Here is an 18,272-nt window from a genome sequence, read left to right as displayed (position 1 = left end):
CTTTTTTAATTAATTAAAATGATATTATTACTGTTGCTTCTTTTACTTGATTGTACAATAAAGCTTCTTTTTTCTCTACTGTTTCTTTACCTTTTCCTATTTGTTTAGGCTCTCTCGCCTTCCATTCTAAAGTAAAACCATCTTCATTTGCCTGAGTTAACTGCCCTTCAAGAACACTACCTTCGATGGTTTTAACCTTTAATTTTCTGCCTATATTTTTTTTATACTGACGTATGTTTACCAATGGGCTAGATGCACCCGCAGACATTACTTCTAAAGCAAAGTCTTGCGTTTCTCTATCTAAATTGTGTTCAACAACACGACTTACATTAACACAGTCTTGCAAACTAACACCCGAATCGCCATCTAAAATTACTTTTATTTTGTTTTCTGTATTAATTGTAAAATCAATTAAAAATAATGATGGGTTTTCGTTTAATGCTTGTTTTAACAGCTCTTGAACTCTTTCTTTAAAAGACATATTCTATAAAAAGAGGCACGCAGTGCGTGCCTCATTATTTCATTAACAAATAATTACGTTGCAAATATAATACTTTTTTTCGAATAAAAAAATTGTAGCTTTAACAAGAAATTACTACCTTTATAAAAAATAAAACACAATCCAAAAATTTATTAATTATATAATATGAAAAAAATTTTAGTTCCGACCGATTTTTCAAAACACGCTGAATACGCACTGCAAGTAGCTTCTCAAATTGCTAAAAAAAATAATGGCGAAATTTTCTTGTTACACATGTTAGAGCTTCCTACAGCGGGTAATGATGCTATTAGCACAGCACACGAAATTCCAGAATTAATGCTTTTTAAAAATGCCGCTATTTCAAAACTAGACGATTTGGCAAACAAACCATACTTACAAGGCGTTAAAATTTCTAAAATTATTCAGTTTGAATTGGCTTTTGACGGCATTATTAAAAATGGCAAAGAGCACGATGTAGATTTAATTGTTATGGGATCGCACGGAGCTAGTGGTTTTCAAGAAATGTTTATAGGTTCTAATACCGAAAAAGTAGTTCGAAATTCTGAAGTTCCTGTTTTGGTAATTAAAAATGAGCACGAGAATTTTAGTGTTGACAAATTTGTGTTTGCTTCTGATTTTGCCGACGAAATAAAAGAGCCGTTTGAAAAAGTAATTAAATTTGCAACAAAATTTGATGCACACGTTCATTTGGTTAACATTAATACACCAAATAATTTTAAATCAACTAAAGTTGCACAACAAATTATGGACAACTTTATAGCAAATTTTGATTTTAAAAATTACAGCACGCATATTTATAACGATATTAATGTTGAAAAAGGAATTTTGCATTTTTCTAAATCGATAGACGCCGATTTAATTGGCATGAGTACACACGGAAGAAAAGGAATTGCTCACTTTTTTAACGGAAGTATTAGCGAAGATTTAGTTAACCACGCTAAACGACCAGTTATTACTTTTAAAATATAACAAATAATTAAAAGCAAAAAACCCATCTTATTTTTGAAATAAGATGGGTTTTTTTGTTGGCCCACAAGGACTCGAACCTTGAATGACGGTACCAAAAACCGGAGTGTTACCATTACACCATGGGCCATTACCTACTGCAATGTTCTCAATTGCGAGTGCAAATTTAAAACATATTTTATATTCTGCAAATTTTTATAAAAAAATATTAAAAATTATTTTTAAACGTTAGTTATCTAAAAAAAATAGTTTCTTTGTATAATATAATATCAAAAGTATTTTATAGTTGTATATGGATTTAGTAAGTTTTAAAAAATGGAATACCATTTTAGGTTGGGTTGTGTTTGGTATAGCTATTGTTACATATAGTTTAACCGTAGAGCCTACTATTAGTTTTTGGGATTGTAGCGAGTATATTGCTACTTCTTCTAACTTAGAATTAGGTCATCCGCCTGGCGCACCTCTTTTCCAAATGATTGGCGCTTTTTTCTCTGTTTTTACCACAAACCCTACGCAAATTGCTTTAATGGTTAATATGATGTCGGCATTTTCTAGTGCTTTTACAGTACTTTTTATGTTTTGGTCGTTAACCATGCTTATGAAGCGTGTTTTTTTAAATGAAGAAGCTTCAAAACAAAACTATATTATGGTATTAGGAAGTGCTTTTATTGCTTCGCTTGCTTTTACTTTTTCAGACACTTTTTGGTACAGCGCTGTAGAAGCCGAAGTTTATGCTATGGCAATGTTATTTGTATCGCTTCTTTTTTGGTTGGGTTTACGTTGGGAACAAGATATAAACACGCCTAGAGGAAATAAATGGTTTTTAGCTATTGCTTTTGTTGCTGGCTTATCTTTTGGTGTGCACTTAATGGCGTTACTTACCATACCGTCTATTATATTATTATACTTATTTAAAACTTCAGAAAATGTAACTCTTAAAAAAGGCTTTATTTTTTCTATAATTAGTGTTTTAATATTACTATTTATTTTCGGAATTTTAGTTCCATTTGTGTTAGAATTTTTTGGTAGAACCGAAATTTTTGCTGTTAACTCATTAGGTTTACCATTTAATTCTGGAGAAATTTTAGCTTTGGCTTTAGTAAGTGTGGCCTTTTATTTCGGATTAACATATACTAAAAAGAAAGGTTTTGTTAAAGCGAATACCATAGTATTGGCAATGCTATTTGTTTTGTTGGGTTTTTCAAACTGGTTAATGCTTCCTATTAGGGCTAATGCAAATCCTCCTATAAATGAGAACAAACCTTCTGATGCTGCTGCTATACTGGCGTATTATAACAGAGAACAATATGGCGATCAAAGTTTACTATATGGGCCATTATTTTCAGATTCTTATTCGGGTTTAGATAAAAACAATCCTTATAAAGACGGTAAGCCTATTTACGAACGCGATGATGCTTCGGGCAAATATATTATTACAAACAACTATAAAAATGCCCGCCAAAATACCGACAACAACCACAAAGGTCTTTTACCCAGAATGTGGAGCAACGATCACAATGTAAACTACATGACTTACACAGGACCGCTAGATTTTAGAATTAGCCCTGAATTTGCAGAAGAACACGAACTAGTGGATTTAGTTGCGCAATTTAGAACCGCTTTTAATCAAGGGAAATTCGATTTAGAAGATTACGATACGTTTTTGAAAACCTATGGCGAATATTTAATTGTAGAAAAACCATCTTTTTTTAGCAACATAAAATTTATGCTCGAATACCAGTTTGGCAGTATGTATTGGCGTTATTTAATGTGGAATTTTGTAGGACGACAAAACGATATACAATGGCAAGGCAATGCTTTAAACGGAAATTGGATTAGTGGCATAAAACCCGTAGATAAATTCTTTTTAGGCATATCACAAGACAATTTAACTCCAGATATGCTAAACAACAAAGCACGCAATACTTATTACTTTTTGCCTTTTATTTTAGCCTTAATTGGAATTGCTTTTCATGCTAAAAGAGACCTTAAAAGTTTTTATATTCTTATGGTGTTATTTCTATTTACAGGACTAGCATTAAAGGTTTATCTAAACGAACGCCCTTTTGAACCTAGAGAACGCGATTATGCCTTAGTTGCTTCATTCTATGTATTTGCTATGTGGATAGCTTTTGGCGTATATTCTATTTATGAAGGAATAAAAAAATACATTCAACCTAAAGTAGCTGTTCCCGTTGTTTTAGGAGTATCAATGCTAGCGGCTCCTGTTTTAATGGCAAAAGAAAACTGGAATGACCACGACCGTTCTAATAAATATACAGCTCTTACAACCGCAAAAGCGTATTTAGACTCGTGCGAAGAAAATGCTATACTATTTACAATAGGCGATAACGATACTTTTCCTTTATGGTATTTACAAGAAATTGAACGCTACAGAACCGATGTACGCATCGTAAATACCCAATTAATTGCTACTGATTGGTATATTGACCAAATGAAGCGAAAAGCATGGAAATCGGACCCGGTGCCCATTTCATTTAAACACGAACAATACAGAGGAAGTAATCGCGATGCTTGTGTTTTATACGAACGTAGAAACGATTCTATTTCATTAAATGAATTAATTACTTTTTTATCTTCAGAAGACGAGAGAACTAAAATTCAATTGCGAAACGAGCAATGGTTAAACTTTTATCCTACTAACAAAATTTTTATTCCAATAGATAAAGAAACCATTATTAAAAATAAAGTGGTAGCTCCAAAATATTACGACTCCATAGTACCTGCAATTCAATTAACCATTGACGATGCTATTTATAAAAACAGATTAATGATGCTCGATATTGTAAACCAAAACAATTGGAAGCGTCCTATTTATTTTACAGGTGGAAGTTTTGGCGAAGACGATTATATTTGGATGAAAGATTATTTAGAATTAGACGGCATGTGCTTTAAGCTTGTTCCTATTAAAACAACTGTTAAAGAACCCGATCCGCAAAAAATGGGCTTTATAAATACTGATAAAACCTACAACATTGTTAAAAAATGGAAATGGGGCAATGGCGAAAGCCCAACTATTTATCATGATCCAGAAACGCGTAAAAACAGTATCTCTTTCCGAATGAATTTAGCTCGTTTAATGGAAGCACTTATAAAAGAAGGTAAAAACAATAAAGCTGAAGAAATAATTAATTTGGCAATGCAAAAAATGCCAATAGAATACTATGGCTATTACACGCTAATTAATCCTTTTGTAGAAGGTTATTACCAGCTAGGCAAAAAAGAAAAAGCACGCAAAACAATAGCTTTTTTAATTGCTAAATATCAAGATGATTTAAAATATTTTCACGGTTTTTCAGAAAACAACACTTTTGATTATCGTTACGAAATTGTTTCTACGATTATTCGTTATAAAGCTGTAGTTGAAATTGCCAAAGATGCCAAGGATATTGAATTTTACGAGAAAGAGAAGAATATTTTTAACTCTTACAACAAAATGTTTGAAGAGTTCGGTAGAGACGATTTGCAATAACAATAATAAACAAATGCCACATTTTGTGGCATTTTTACTTTATGAATTTTACGAAAACCAAATGGTGGATGCGAGCATTGTTTCCAAATTATGTTTGGAAATTACCTAATAATCAAAACAAAGTTTACCTTACTTTTGACGATGGCCCCGTTCCTATAATTACCGAATGGGTTTTAGATATATTACAAAAAGAAAATATAAAAGCTACGTTTTTTTGTATTGGTGAAAACATTGAAAAACACCCTGAAATTTTTAGCCGAATTGTAACCGAAAATCATATTGTAGGAAATCACACTTTTAATCATTTAAATGGCTGGAAAACTTCGACTAAAAATTATTTAGCCAATAGCAATTTATTTGAAGATACAATTCAAAATTCAAAATTCAAAATTCAAAAATTATTCCGTCCGCCATATGGAAAAATTAAACCCTCACAAGGAAAAGCAATTCGTAGAAAAGGGTATAAAATAATAATGTGGGATGTTATTAGTTATGATTTTGACAGCAAAACATCGCCTGAAAAGTGCTTACAAAACGTACTAAAAAATGTAGGAAACGGAAGTATTATTGTTTTTCATGATAGCAAAAAAGCAGAAAAAAACTTAAAATATGCTTTACCAAAAGCAATTACGACTTTAAAAGAAAAAGGGTTTACTTTTGATGCACTTTGTTAAAAATACTCTTTTACTAAAGTAATTAATTCTTCTGCGGCAATAGTGCCGTTATGTCGCCATACCATTTCGCCTTCTTTATAAATCATTACGGTAGGCAATGCTTTTATGCGTAAAGCATTTACTAATTCTTCATTTTTGTCGATATCAATTTTTATTACCCTAGCTTGTTGCCCTAAAGCAATTGCTACATCACGAACAACAGCATTCATCATAATAGATGGTTTATCGCTTTCGCTAAAAAAATCAATTACAACAGGAATTTTAGTATTTAGTAATTCGCCAAATTTTGACATAGCATAAAAAATTTAAACTACTTATACAAATATAGCATTTTTACCAACTTATGCTACTTTTTCACCTTTTTTTAGTTCAATTACTGTAATTTCGGGCATAATGCCTACCCTACCCGGATACGCGTGAAAACCAAAACCACGATTTACGTAAATATAACGCCCTGCATTTTCGTATAATCCTGCCCAATATTTATATACGTATTGAACTGGACTCCATTTTATCCAACCAGGAACTTCTATGCCAAACTGAAAACCGTGTGTATGCCCCGAAAGTGTTAAATGATAATTATTATCATCGTGTTGTACTTCGGCGTCCCAGTGGCTTGGGTCGTGGCTCATTAAAATTTTAAATTCATCTTTGTTTACACCTTGCGATGCCTTTTTTAAATCGCCTGCTTGTTTAAATTTTAAACCCCAATTTTCTACACCTATTAATCGAATAGAATGGTTTCCTTTGGTAATTTTTACATTTTCGTTAAGCAGTAATTTAAAATTAATTTGCTGGTGCAAATCTTTTATTTTTGAAAAATTTTCATCTTTTTCAGCTTGCGAATTCCAATGATAGTATTCACCATAATCGTGGTTTCCTAAAATGGAATATTTTCCTAATTTGGGATTATGAATTTTCTTAAAAACATCAATCCACGGGTACATTTCTTCGGCTAACGAGTTAACGATATCGCCTGTAAACAAAACCAAATCCGATTGTTGTTCATTTATCAAACTAATGGCGTATTCAATTTTTTCGGCGTCATCAAAACTGCCACTATGAATATCGGATATTTGAGTTATAGTAGTTCCATCAAAACTATCGGGTAAATCTGGAAAATAAATCGTTTTTTTTCGAACTTTAAAATTGTATTTACCAATAGTCATTCCGTATAAAAAAGAAGCGAACGGAATGGCCGCTAAGCCTAAAGCAACTTGGCTTACAAATTTTCTTCGCGCTGGCAAAAAGCTACCTTTATCATTATCGCCTAAAAAATAAGTAATTATTCCTTGAAGTAATCGAAATATATCTTCGGTTACTAATAATAATGTAATGAGTAATTTTGGTACATAAATAAGTAAGAACAAACCTATAGTCCAAAGCGAACGTTGGTTTTGTCCATGTCCTTTGTCGAAAGTAATCATTGTGTAGGTTAAATAAGCCAAAACCGCTAATGAAATGATAATATAAACACCTAATATCGCTTTCGATTTTGTTAAAGTTCGTATGGCTTGAAACGAATAAACTTCAATTAGAACAATTATAATAAGTGGAATAATTCCTTTAAACATTTTATTTTTTATGCAAAATTAAACTTCTACGAACTAATTAACTGAATATTAAAGAATATTTTAACATAAAAAAAACTCCAAAAGTATTTTTAAAATACTTTCGGAGGCAAGTAAATTTAATAGTAATCTAATTAATCGTGTTTATTAGGAATATCTTCCGTAGAAAACTCGTATAATTTATTAGCTTCTTCTTCTTTTAATTTTTGTACCAATTCTAAAGCATCTGGAATTACATCGCTACAAATAACAATAAGTGAACCTTTTTTGGCATTTTTTATAGCAAATGTTGCTGCTTCTTTTTCGTTAGGAATAATGGTAATTTTTTTATTGGGCTCTTTCATTTTGATACCATTCTCTAGCATAGCAATAATTTCCGAGTCGGTTCTACCGCGCAAATGTTTATCTTGTCGAATAATAATTTCGTCGAACATTTCGGCTGCTACGCTACCTACTTCGTTAGTATCTTCTTCGCGTCTATCGCCAACACCTGCTATAATGCCTACTTTTTCAGTTGCATCGATGTTTTCGATAAATTTTTGTAACGCCCGCATTCCCGCTGGATTATGAGCATAATCTAATAATACTTGAAAATCTTTAAATTCGAATAAATTCAATCGACCAGGTGTTTGTGCCGCCGAAGGAATAAAAGTTTCCAAAGCAATTTTAATTTCATCAATTGTAAATCCGCGTGTGTAAGCCGTAATAACCGCAGGTAGTACATTTTGAATCATAAACGCTGCACGTCCGCCAAAAGTTAGTGGAACATTTACGGCTTTAATTACACGAAGTTTCCATTCGCCACGACAAATTGTAATATAACCATTTTCGTAAACTGCTGAAATTCCACCTACACGCTGCATGGCTTTTATATGCGGATTGTTTTCATCCATAGAAAAAATAGCCACATTGCAATTTACACTTTTACGCATTTCGTACACCAATTCGTCATCGGCATTTAAAATGGCATAGCCATCTTTATCAACCGTTTCAGGAATTACTCCTTTTACTTTTGCTAATTGCTCTATTGTATGAATTCCTTTTAATCCTAGATGATCTGAAGCTACATTGGTTACAATTCCCACATCGCATTTATGAAAGCCTAATCCTGCACGAAGCAATCCGCCACGAGCACATTCTAATACGGCAAAATCAACTGTTGGATCTTTTAAAACAAATTCCGCACTGGCAGGACCGGTGCAATCGCCTTTCATTAGCATTCTGTTTTGAATATAAACGCCATCACTAGTAGTATAGCCTACTTTAAACCCTTTCATTTTTGCCATGTGAGCAATTAATCGTGTAGTGGTGGTTTTCCCGTTTGTTCCTGTTACTGCTACAATAGGAATTCTACTTGATGCACCGTGCGGAAACAACTTATCAATTACTGGTGCAGCCACATTTCGAGGCAAACCAGTGGTTGGTGCTAAGTGCATTCTAAAACCTGGTCCAGCATTTACTTCTAAAACAGCTCCGCCTGTTTCTTCTAGCGGTTTACTGATATCTGTAGTCATTACATCGATACCACAAATATCTAAATCTATAATTTTAGAAATGCGTTCGGCCATAAACACATTAGCGGGATGCACAATATCGGTTACATCTTCGGCTGTTCCACCTGTACTTAAATTAGCCGTATCTTTTAAGATGAGTTTTTTATCTTTCTCTAAAACAGAATCAAGTGTGTAACCACTAGCTTTAATTATATTTTTGGTTAAATCGTTTACCGTAATTTGCGTTAATACGTTTTCATGCCCAAAACCACGACGCGGATCACTATTAACCTCATCTATTAGTTCTTGAATAGTCGATTTTCCATTGCCTATAACACAAGCTGGCGAACGCAAGGCTGCAGCTACCAATTTATTGTTAATAACTAACAAGCGATAATCTTGACCTGTAATATATTTTTCGATAATAATAGCACCACTACGCGAACTTTCTTTTGCACTTCTAAAAGCTACCAAAGCATCATCATAATTGCGAATATCAACCGTTATGCCTCTTCCATGATTACCATCTACAGGTTTTACAACTAATGGATAACCTACATATCTACAGGTTTCTTCTAAACTACTTTCTCTACGTATAATTTCGCCTTTTGGTGTTGGCACTTCGGCTTGTTCTAATAAATATTTCGTATCTTCTTTATCGCAAGCGAGTTCTACACCAATACTACTGGTTTCGCTAGTTACCGTTGCTTGAATGCGTTTTTGATTGGCACCATATCCTAATTGGCACAATGAATATTTGTTTAGTCGAATCCATGGAATACCTCTCGATTCTGCTTCTTCAACAATGGAACCTGTACTTGGCCCTAAGCGTTCGGCTTCACGCAATTCGCGCATTTCTTGAATATCTTCCGCTAAATCATAGGGCTCGCCTGAAATTAATGCTTCGCAAATTCGCACAGCGGCTTTAGCAGCATAGCGACCAACAGATTCTTCCATGTAAGCAAAAACGACATTATAAACGCCCTTTTCGCCATAACCACGAGTGCGACCGAAACCAACATTCATTCCTGCTAAGGTTTGTATTTCGAGTGCAATATGCTCAATAACGTGTCCCATCCAAGTTCCATCTTTAACACGTTGAAAGAAACCACCTGGCGCACCAATCGAACATCTATGACTAAACATACTAGGAAACATAGCTTCTAATCGTTCTGAAAATCCTTCAATAGTATTAGACGGTCGTTCTTCCATTTCTTCCAAATCGAGAACCATAACTATAAGTTTATGGCGACGTACAGACCAATAATTTGGTCCTCTCATTGCATTAATTTCTCTAATTTTCATAAAATTTTGGTGGTTTGTTTATTATTTTTATTAAAACATAAATATATAACTTTTTTCAACAAATAAATTTTATTTTTGTCCTAATAATTTTTAGATATCGTTTTAATGAATACAAGAACAATAAAAGGCACACTAATTCCTATTGGTGGAAATGAAGACAAAGGATTTGAAGATGATGAAATTCACAGACTAGATTATACCGATGAAGGAATTTTGTCGCATGTAGTAAGAGAAGCTGGTGGAACAAGTGCAAAAATTATTGTAATTCCAACAGCGTCGAGTATTCCTGAAGAAGTTGGCGAAAATTATTTAACCGCTTTTGGTACTTTAGGCTGTACCAATGTTACCGTTTTAAATATAAAATCGACTAAAGATTCGGAACAGTTGGAAGCTATTGAACATATTAAAACAGCCAATTGTATTATGTTTTCGGGTGGCGACCAATCGAAAATTTCAAAATACATAGGAAACACTTCTATACATAAGATATTAATTGACCGCTATCACAACGACGAAGGTTTTGTAATAGCTGGCACCAGTGCAGGTGCAATGGCAATGGCCGAAGAAATGGTAGCAGGTGGAAGTAGCACCAAAGCTTTTGTAAAAGGCGCTGTTATTATGCGAAAAGGTTTGGGATTGATTCCGCAATTAATCATAGATACCCATTTTATTCAACGTGGTCGTTTTGGGCGTATTTCTGAAGCAGTGGCAAAATTCCCAAATTTATTAGGTGTTGGATTGGCAGAAGATACTGGAATGATTATTAAAAACGGATGCGATTGTACAGTTATTGGTTCGGGTATGGTGATTATTTTTGATGGTAGCCAATTGCAACACAATAATGAAAAAATTCTTGAAAAAGGTACACCTATGACCATGACAAATTTTAAAGTGCATGTGTTGGCAAATGGTGATACATTCAATATCAACACAAAACAAATTGGTGTTTTACCAGTTGAGTCGCCGTTTATTTAATGTTTTTTTAAGTAATTTTAAACAATTTAAATTTTTAGTTACTACTACCACGCAAATCCAAATGAAAGTCCAGCACTTATTTCTTTATTTTTTGTGTTAATGGTATTAATTAATACAGGGTAAAACTGAACGAAAAGATGATCTTTTTGAAATTTGTATCCTATACTTAAAGAATATGCAGACTCAAACCTTGGGTAATGATAAGGTGGATTAATGGAATTATCTGTTAAATTTCTTGAAAAAGCAAGTGAATAACCCAATCCCATATTAATAAAATGAGTTTTTTTTCCAAATTGAATCAAGAAAACACTAGGAAAAAATACTGTATTGTTCAATTTCTCATCCTTATCATTACGTCCACTACTATTGTATCCGACGCCTATCCTAGTATTTAAAGATATTTTATCATTAATTGAAAATATTGTTTTTTCATAATTTAACGAAACAAGGCTTCTGGTATGCCCTAAAACCTCAAAATAAAAGGCACTTTTACAACTTAAACTATCAGATTGACAAAAAGTTCTTTGACAAAAAAATAATATTAAAATTAAAAGAAATCTCATTTTTCCGTTTTTAAAATTAGTAAAACAATTACCTATAAATAGCAATTTCTTCTTTCCCTTCCGAATTTTTACAAGCACGATACATGCCTTCGGTATTAAAAACTAATGCAATATTTCGGTTGGCATCAACAGCTACCAAACCGCCATCGCCTCCTATTTCTTTTACTCGGTTTAAAATAACTTCTTCACAGGCTTCTTGTAGCGATAAACTTTTATATTCCATCAAACAAGAAACATCATACGCCACAACACCACGTATAAAAAACTCGCCACTACCCGTACAACTTACGGCACAAGTTACATTATTAGCATACGTTCCGGCGCCAACCATAGGCGAATCACCTACTCTACCAAATTTTTTGTTGGTCATTCCTCCTGTTGAAGTTGCTGCAGCTATATTACCAAATTGATCACATGCTACTGCACCAACAGTGCCAAATTTAGAATCTTTCTTTACCGAATGATCCAATTGAAAATGATTTGAATCTTTAATATCTAACCATTGTTGATAACGAAATTCATCGTAAAAATAAGAAGCATCTTCTAATTTGTAGTTCAATTGCTTTGCAAAACGCATGGCTCCTTCACCTGCTAAAAAAACATGCTCCGTTTTTTCCATCACATCACGCGCCAAGCTTATCGGGTTTTTAATACCAGATATTAAACTTACCGCACCTGCACTTTTAGTTTTTCCATCCATTATACTCGCATCCATTTCATGCATTCCTTCAGCTGTAAACACACTTCCTTTTCCTGCATTAAATAATGGCGAATTTTCTAAACAAATAACTGCTTGCTCTACAGCATCAAGGGCAGTGCCTCCTTCTTCCAAAACTTTATATCCTGCGTTAATGGCTGTTTGTAAAGCTGTTTTATATGCAATTTCCTTCTCTGGAGTCATCATTCCTTTTACTAAAGTTCCTGCTCCGCCGTGTATGGCTATCGAAAATGTACTCATACGTTTTTTATTTATTTTCAAATATACTGTTTCCTTTTTATGTACAAAAAGCATTGTTTAAATTATTAAAACAAAATTTGTTTTGTAGCTTTGTGGTTTACCCAAAAATTTATTTCATGTCACAAAAACGATTATTTCTACTCGATGCCTATGCTTTAATTTTTAGAGGATATTATGCCTTTATTAAAAACCCACGTATCAACTCTAAAGGAATGGACACCTCTGCAATTATGGGGTTTATGAACTCACTTCTTGATGTAATCAAAAGAGAAAAACCCGACCATTTAGCCGTTGCATTTGATAAAGGAGGGAGTACTTATCGATTAGAAATGTTTGAAGACTACAAAGCCAATCGTGATGAAACACCCGAAGCGATTAAGATTGCAGTTCCCTATATTCAAGAATTACTTCGTGCAATGCAAATTCCTATTATGGAAAAAGCAGGTTATGAAGCCGATGATTTGATTGGAACTTTGGCTAAACAAGCTGAAAAACAAGGCTATCAAGTTTTTATGGTAACACCCGATAAAGATTTTGCACAATTAGTTTCTGAAAATATTTTTATGTATCGCCCGGCACGTATGGGTAATGATATTGAAATTTGGGGTGTAGAAGAAGTTAAACAAAAATTTGAAATTGAAAATCCATTACAAGTTATCGATTTTTTGGCAATGATGGGCGATGCTGTAGATAATATTCCTGGTTTACCTGGCGTTGGTGAAAAAACAGCCAAGAAATTCTTAGCGCAGTACGGTTCAATTGAAAAACTTTTAGAAAGTACACACGAACTAAAAGGCAAAATGAAAGAAAATATTGAAGCGAATAAAGAAAAAGGAATTTTATCAAAAAAATTAGCCACTATTCTATTAGATTGTCCTGTTGAATTTGATGAAAAAGACTTTGAACTGTCAAAACCCGATGTTGAAAAAACGGACGCTATTTTTCAAGAATTAGAGTTCCGACAATTAAAAGCACAATTTGATAAACTTTTTGGCGCTGGAAAAGAATACGATGAGATTGATAATTCGGCTTTGCCAAATAATCAATCAGTTAAAAGTCAAAAGTTAAAAGTTAAAAGTTCAGAAAATCAAATGGATTTATTTGGTTTTAGTAACGAAGAAGATACACAAACCAACTCTTTTTATGCCACTTTAGAATCAACCGAACATTTTTACCAAATCGTGCAAGGCGATTTAGGATTAAAATTATTTCTTCAAAATTTAGAAAAACAATCATCTGTTTGCTTTGACACTGAAACTACAGGTATTGATGCGTTGAATGCCGAATTGGTTGGCATTGCTTTTTCTTGGGAAAAAGGAAAAGGTTTTTATGTGCCATTTCCCGAAAATCAAGATGAAGCCAAAACTTTAGCAGAAAAGTTTATGCCTTTTTTCTCTAATGAAAATATAGAGAAAATTGGTCAAAACATGAAATACGACATTAAAATTTTGGCTAATTATGGCATCGATATTAAAGGGAATTTTTTTGATACTATGATTGCGCATTATTTAATCAATCCTGATATGCGTCATAATATGGATGTGTTGAGTGAAACGTATTTGAAATATTCGCCCAAACCAATTGAAGCTTTGATTGGAAAAAAAGGTAAAAACCAACTATCAATGCGACAAGTTGAAGTTGAAGCTGTAAAAGAATATGCGGTAGAAGATGCTGATATTACTTTTCAACTGAAACAACATTTTCAACCCATTCTTGAACGAGTTGGCACGAAAAAATTATTCGACGAAATTGAAATTCCGTTGGTTGATGTTTTAGCCGATATGGAACGCGAAGGTATTCGATTGGATGTTGATTTTTTAAAAACCATGTCAACCGATATGGCAAAGGAAATTGCAACTTTCGAACAAAAAATATATGAAGAAGCAGGCGAAACTTTCAATTTAGCATCGCCAAAACAATTGGGTGATATTTTATTTGATAAGTTAAAAATTGGTGGACCAAAACCTAAAAAAACCAAAACGGGTCAATATGCAACTGGCGAAGAAGTGCTGAGTTATTTAGCAAAAGACAACGAAATAGTTCAGCATATTTTAGAATGGCGTCAACTAGTGAAATTACAAAATACCTATGTTGATGCGTTACCAAATCAAGTTGATGCTAAAACCAATCGTGTGCATACCGATTATATGCAAACCGTTGCCGCAACAGGCCGATTGAGTTCCAATAATCCGAACTTACAAAATATTCCTATCCGTACCGAACGTGGTCGTCAAATAAGAAAAGCATTCATTGCTCGCAACGAAAACTATACCCTTTTAGCAGCCGATTATTCACAAATTGAATTGCGTATTATTGCAGCACTTTCTGGTGAAGAAAATATGATAAAAGCGTTTCAAAACCATGAAGACATCCACAGAAGTACGGCTGCAAAAGTGTTTAATGTTGCCTTAGAAGACGTTACCAAAGAACAACGAAGCAACGCCAAAACAGTCAATTTCGGCATCATTTATGGGGTTTCGGCTTTTGGTTTAAGCAATCAAACCGATTTAACCCGTAGTGAAAGTGCGGCATTGATTGATGCCTATTACAAAACTTATCCAAGATTGAAAGCCTACATTCAAGAACAAATTGAATTTGCAAGAGAAAATGGTTTTGTAGAAACCGTTTCTGGAAGACGTCGTTACTTAAAAGATATTAATTCTGCCAATGCTGTGGTACGCGGTGCTGCCGAACGAAATGCTGTAAATGCACCTATTCAAGGAAGCGCAGCTGATATTATTAAAATTGCGATGATTAACATTCATAAACGATTGAAAACAGAAAATTGGCAATCGAAAATGTTGTTGCAAGTACATGATGAGTTGGTGTTTGATGTGCATAACACCGAATTAGAAAAAATAAAACCGATGATTCAACATGAAATGGAAAATGCGTTTCAACTTGCAGTTCCGTTGGTAGTTGATATGGGCGAAGGAAAAAATTGGCTGGAAGCGCATTAATTTTAGTGAATTATTAAAAAGTCTATTCTAAAATAAAAGAGCTAACTTTACAAATCAAAAATAACTATTTGGAATCGTTAAAAGCCATATTGTATTTTTCTATTTTTAGATATCCATTAAAACTTGAAGAAATTCATAATTATACCAACTACGAAAAGCAATTAGAAACTGAAAAAGAATTGGCTTATTTAATTTCTGAAAAAATTGTAACCAAAATTGATAATTTTTACGTTTATAATAACGATTTAGAAAGTGTTCCCAAACGATTAAAAGGCAATCTTCAATCTAAACAAGCTTTAGAAAAAGCTAAAGAAAGAGCAAAATTTATTGCAAAATTTCCATTTGTAAAAGCGGTTGGCGTTTCTGGCTCGTTGTCTAAAGGTTATTTCGACAACGAAAGCGATATTGATTTTTTTGTAATTACAAAACCGGAAAAACTCTGGATTTGCAGAACTTTATTGATGCTGTATAAAAAGACTTTTCTGTTAAATTCTAGAAAATATTTTTGCATCAATTATTTTATTTCAACTTCAAAATTAGAAATTGAAGAGCAAAATAGATTTACAGCAACCGAATTAAAAACCTTAATTCCGTTACAAGGAAAAGAAATATTTGAAGAATTTTACAGCAAAAACAAATGGATTTATACTTATTTTTCAAAATTCAACCCCGATATTTCTAAAATAGAAAACACTAAAAAGCCTTTTTTTTCCAAAACTTTAGAATTTATTTTCAACAATCAATTGGGTAATTCAATTGATTTGTTTTTCAAATCGATTACCATAAAAAAATGGAATTCTAAATTTAAGTATTTAAAGAAAGAAGACTTTAAAGTTGCTATGAAATCGACTAACGAAATTTCAAAACATCACCCGTTAAATTTTCAGAAAAAAGTTATCTTAGCTCTAAATGAAAAGCTAGAAGAAGTTCAAAAGAAATTCAATATTGAAATTGTAAAAGAATATGTCTAACATTCTTTTTTCGCATTCGTATTATTATAAACTTGACCCAAAACAATGGAAAAACAAAACACCTTTTCCGCCTTTGGGAACTTTGTATGCCGCTTCATTACTACGTGAAAATAATTACAATGTTAATTTATTTGACACTAATTTATTAGACGGTCCAAATTCTATTGAAGCTGTTTTAAAACAAGAAAAACCGAATTATTTGGTTATTTATGATGACGGATTTAATTACTTAACCAAAATGTGCTTAACCAATATGCGTGAAGCTTGTTTTGAAATGATTAAAATGGGCAAAAAACATAATTGTACCGTTATAATAAATAGTTCAGACGCTACAGATCATTATGAAAAATATTTGAATATTGGTGCTGATTTTGTCATTCAAGGCGAAGGCGAAATTACTTTATTAGAGCTCATTAATTCGTTAGAAAACAATCAATCAACAAATGAACTTGAAGGAATTGTTTTCAAAAAAGAAGACAAAATTCATAAAAACAAACCACGACCAGTTTTACAAAATTTAGATAAATTACCACTTCCTGCTTGGGATTTAGTTGATATTGAATCGTATGAAAAAATCTGGAAGCAAAGCGGTCAAGAATTTACTTTAAATATTGCTACAACTCGTGGCTGTCCTTATAAATGCAACTGGTGTGCAAAACCTATTTATGGCAACCGCTACAATGCGCATTCTCCAAAATATATTGTAAACGAAATAAAATTTTTGAAAGAAAAATTTGGTGTTACTCGTTTTTGGATGTGCGATGATATTTTTGGTTTAAAACCAAATTGGGTTCAAGAATTTAATAGTTTACTAAAAAAAGAAAAACTCAACATTACCTATTTCATTCAAAGTAGAGTCGATTTGTTATTAAAAGAAGACACTATAGATTGTTTAGCCGAATCTGGCTTAAAAGAAGTTTGGGTTGGCGCCGAAAGTGCTTCGCAAAAAATTCTAGATGCCATGGATAAAGGTACAACCGTAAGTCAAATTTATGAAGCTACAAAACTACTTAAACAAAAAGGTATAAAAATCGCATTCTTTCTTCAGTTTGGTTATTTAGGCGAAACACAAGAAGACATTCAAAAAACCATTGCAATGGTTAAAGAATTAAATCCTGATAATATTGGAATTTCGGTTTCTTATCCGTTACCTGGTACAAAATTTTATGACAAAGTAAAAGACGATTTAAAATTAAAAGCAAATTGGACCGATTCTGATGATTTTGACATTATGTTTCACGGAAGTTACAATTCCAATTATTATCGAAAACTGCAACGCTACGTACACAAAGAGTTTAGAAAAACAAAAGGTTTAAAATATCTAAAGAATTTTTCTTTTTCAACTAAAAAACTAAAGGCAATTGCAAAATTAGCATACTATATTCCAAGTACTTTTATTGATAAAATTATTTTAAACAGATTAAAAAATGAAAGCTAGTTTTGATGCGGAAGCTATACATTACGATACCAACTTTACGCACACAACTATTGGTAAGGCGCAACGAAATTTAGTGTATTTTCACATCAAAAAACATCTTGAAAAACCTTTACGAATTCTCGAAATCAATTGCGGAACGGGCGAAGATGCTATTTGGTTTGCTAAGCAAAATCATCACGTAATAGCTACCGATATTTCAGAAAATATGATTGTACAAGCAAAAAATAAAAGGGAATATAAAAACCTTGCCTTTTTGCAATTCGACTGCTTGGAAATTCATCAAACGTTTGGGCAAAATGAATTTAATTTTTTGTTTTCAAACTTTGGTGGGCTAAATTGTTTGAGTAAAGAAGAATTGCTATCTTTTTTTGAAAACATTGGAAGTATTTTGGAACAAAATTCA

Annotated in this window: 14 protein-coding genes and 1 tRNA gene; 8 read left to right on the top strand and 7 right to left on the bottom strand. The window is 32.8% G+C overall.

Annotated elements, in window-relative coordinates; all coding sequences use genetic code 11:
* Positions 1-13: 13 nt before the first annotated feature.
* Complete coding sequence (rimP, locus tag R2808_RS07225) at positions 14-481, bottom strand: ribosome assembly cofactor RimP (RefSeq protein ID WP_371270296.1); 468 nt, start codon at positions 479-481, stop codon at positions 14-16.
* Positions 482-646: 165 nt separating this feature from the next.
* Between rimP and R2808_RS07220 the strand changes: the two genes are divergently transcribed.
* Positions 647-1,471 carry a universal stress protein gene (locus R2808_RS07220; RefSeq protein ID WP_371270295.1) on the top strand — a complete coding sequence of 275 codons (825 nt, stop codon included), beginning with the start codon at positions 647-649 and terminating at the stop codon, positions 1,469-1,471.
* Positions 1,472-1,527: 56 nt separating this feature from the next.
* Here the strand turns inward: R2808_RS07220 and R2808_RS07215 are convergent.
* Positions 1,528-1,598 (bottom strand) — tRNA-Gln (locus R2808_RS07215).
* 162 nt (positions 1,599-1,760) lie between these two features.
* On the opposite strand from R2808_RS07215, the gene R2808_RS07210 reads away from it, so the two are divergent.
* Both R2808_RS07210 and R2808_RS07205 read left to right on the top strand, forming a co-directional pair.
* Positions 1,761-4,961, top strand: a complete 3,201-nt coding sequence (locus R2808_RS07210) for a DUF2723 domain-containing protein (RefSeq protein WP_371270294.1) — start codon at positions 1,761-1,763, stop codon at positions 4,959-4,961.
* A gap of 41 nt (positions 4,962-5,002) precedes the next feature.
* Positions 5,003-5,635 carry a polysaccharide deacetylase family protein gene (locus R2808_RS07205; RefSeq protein ID WP_371270293.1) on the top strand — a complete coding sequence of 211 codons (633 nt, stop codon included), beginning with the start codon at positions 5,003-5,005 and terminating at the stop codon, positions 5,633-5,635.
* Here R2808_RS07205 and R2808_RS07200 read toward each other — a convergent pair.
* The 3 genes from R2808_RS07200 to cphA form a co-directional block, all read right to left on the bottom strand.
* Complete coding sequence (locus R2808_RS07200; protein ID WP_371270292.1) at positions 5,632-5,928, bottom strand: thioredoxin family protein; 297 nt, start codon at positions 5,926-5,928, stop codon at positions 5,632-5,634. The genes R2808_RS07205 and R2808_RS07200 overlap by 4 nt on opposite strands.
* A 48-nt stretch (positions 5,929-5,976) precedes the next feature.
* On the bottom strand, positions 5,977-7,209 hold the full coding sequence (locus tag R2808_RS07195) for a metallophosphoesterase (RefSeq protein WP_371270291.1): 1,233 nt from the start codon (positions 7,207-7,209) through the stop codon (positions 5,977-5,979).
* Between the two features lie 131 nt (positions 7,210-7,340).
* Complete coding sequence (gene cphA, locus R2808_RS07190; RefSeq protein WP_371270290.1) at positions 7,341-10,004, bottom strand: cyanophycin synthetase; 2,664 nt, start codon at positions 10,002-10,004, stop codon at positions 7,341-7,343.
* Positions 10,005-10,109: 105 nt separating this feature from the next.
* Here cphA and R2808_RS07185 point away from each other — a divergent pair, with 105 nt between their 5' ends.
* Positions 10,110-10,979, top strand: coding sequence for a cyanophycinase (locus R2808_RS07185; RefSeq protein WP_371270289.1), 870 nt, complete (start codon positions 10,110-10,112; stop codon positions 10,977-10,979).
* A 44-nt stretch (positions 10,980-11,023) separates the two neighbouring features.
* Here the strand turns inward: R2808_RS07185 and R2808_RS07180 are convergent, their stop codons facing one another.
* Together R2808_RS07180 and R2808_RS07175 are read right to left on the bottom strand one after the other, a co-directional pair.
* Positions 11,024-11,542 (bottom strand): hypothetical protein, encoded by a 519-nt coding sequence (locus R2808_RS07180; RefSeq protein ID WP_371270288.1) that lies wholly within the window; start codon positions 11,540-11,542, stop codon positions 11,024-11,026.
* 28 nt (positions 11,543-11,570) lie between these two features.
* Positions 11,571-12,500 (bottom strand): isoaspartyl peptidase/L-asparaginase family protein, encoded by a 930-nt coding sequence (locus R2808_RS07175; protein ID WP_371270287.1) that lies wholly within the window; start codon positions 12,498-12,500, stop codon positions 11,571-11,573.
* Between the two features lie 116 nt (positions 12,501-12,616).
* On the opposite strand from R2808_RS07175, the gene polA reads away from it, so the two are divergent.
* From polA to R2808_RS07155, 4 genes are all read left to right on the top strand, one after another.
* The gene (polA, locus tag R2808_RS07170; protein WP_371270286.1) at positions 12,617-15,460 is read left to right on the top strand and encodes a DNA polymerase I; all 2,844 of its coding nucleotides are present in this window, start codon (positions 12,617-12,619) and stop codon (positions 15,458-15,460) included.
* 68 nt (positions 15,461-15,528) lie between these two features.
* Positions 15,529-16,431, top strand: a complete 903-nt coding sequence (locus R2808_RS07165; RefSeq protein ID WP_371270285.1) for a nucleotidyltransferase domain-containing protein — start codon at positions 15,529-15,531, stop codon at positions 16,429-16,431.
* Positions 16,424-17,869, top strand: a complete 1,446-nt coding sequence (locus tag R2808_RS07160) for a radical SAM protein (RefSeq protein ID WP_371270284.1) — start codon at positions 16,424-16,426, stop codon at positions 17,867-17,869. The genes R2808_RS07165 and R2808_RS07160 overlap by 8 nt, the downstream gene beginning before the upstream one ends.
* Positions 17,859-18,272, top strand: a 414-nt coding sequence (locus tag R2808_RS07155) for a class I SAM-dependent methyltransferase (protein WP_371270283.1), incomplete at its 3' end; no start/stop codon positions are given. The genes R2808_RS07160 and R2808_RS07155, both read left to right, overlap by 11 nt.

The sequence above is a fragment of the Flavobacterium sp. genome (assembly GCF_041392005.1).
Lineage (GTDB): Bacteria > Bacteroidota > Bacteroidia > Flavobacteriales > Flavobacteriaceae > Flavobacterium.
This window is presented reverse-complemented; position numbering and strand designations above follow the sequence as displayed.

Bases quoted from the DNA above. Each gene is read 5' to 3' on its own strand.
- R2808_RS07185 (WP_371270289.1), top strand. From the start codon at position 10,110: ATGAATACAAGAACAATAAAAGGCACACTAATTCCTATTGGTGGAAAT.
- R2808_RS07175 (WP_371270287.1), bottom strand. From the start codon at position 12,500: ATGAGTACATTTTCGATAGCCATACACGGCGGAGCAGGAACTTTAGTA.
- R2808_RS07220 (WP_371270295.1), top strand. From the start codon at position 647: ATGAAAAAAATTTTAGTTCCGACCGATTTTTCAAAACACGCTGAATAC.
- R2808_RS07205 (WP_371270293.1), top strand. From the start codon at position 5,003: ATGAATTTTACGAAAACCAAATGGTGGATGCGAGCATTGTTTCCAAAT.
- rimP (WP_371270296.1), bottom strand. From the start codon at position 481: ATGTCTTTTAAAGAAAGAGTTCAAGAGCTGTTAAAACAAGCATTAAAC.
- polA (WP_371270286.1), top strand. From the start codon at position 12,617: ATGTCACAAAAACGATTATTTCTACTCGATGCCTATGCTTTAATTTTT.
- cphA (WP_371270290.1), bottom strand. From the start codon at position 10,004: ATGAAAATTAGAGAAATTAATGCAATGAGAGGACCAAATTATTGGTCT.
- R2808_RS07200 (WP_371270292.1), bottom strand. From the start codon at position 5,928: ATGTCAAAATTTGGCGAATTACTAAATACTAAAATTCCTGTTGTAATT.
- R2808_RS07195 (WP_371270291.1), bottom strand. From the start codon at position 7,209: ATGTTTAAAGGAATTATTCCACTTATTATAATTGTTCTAATTGAAGTT.
- R2808_RS07160 (WP_371270284.1), top strand. From the start codon at position 16,424: ATGTCTAACATTCTTTTTTCGCATTCGTATTATTATAAACTTGACCCA.
- R2808_RS07210 (WP_371270294.1), top strand. From the start codon at position 1,761: ATGGATTTAGTAAGTTTTAAAAAATGGAATACCATTTTAGGTTGGGTT.
- R2808_RS07180 (WP_371270288.1), bottom strand. From the start codon at position 11,542: ATGAGATTTCTTTTAATTTTAATATTATTTTTTTGTCAAAGAACTTTT.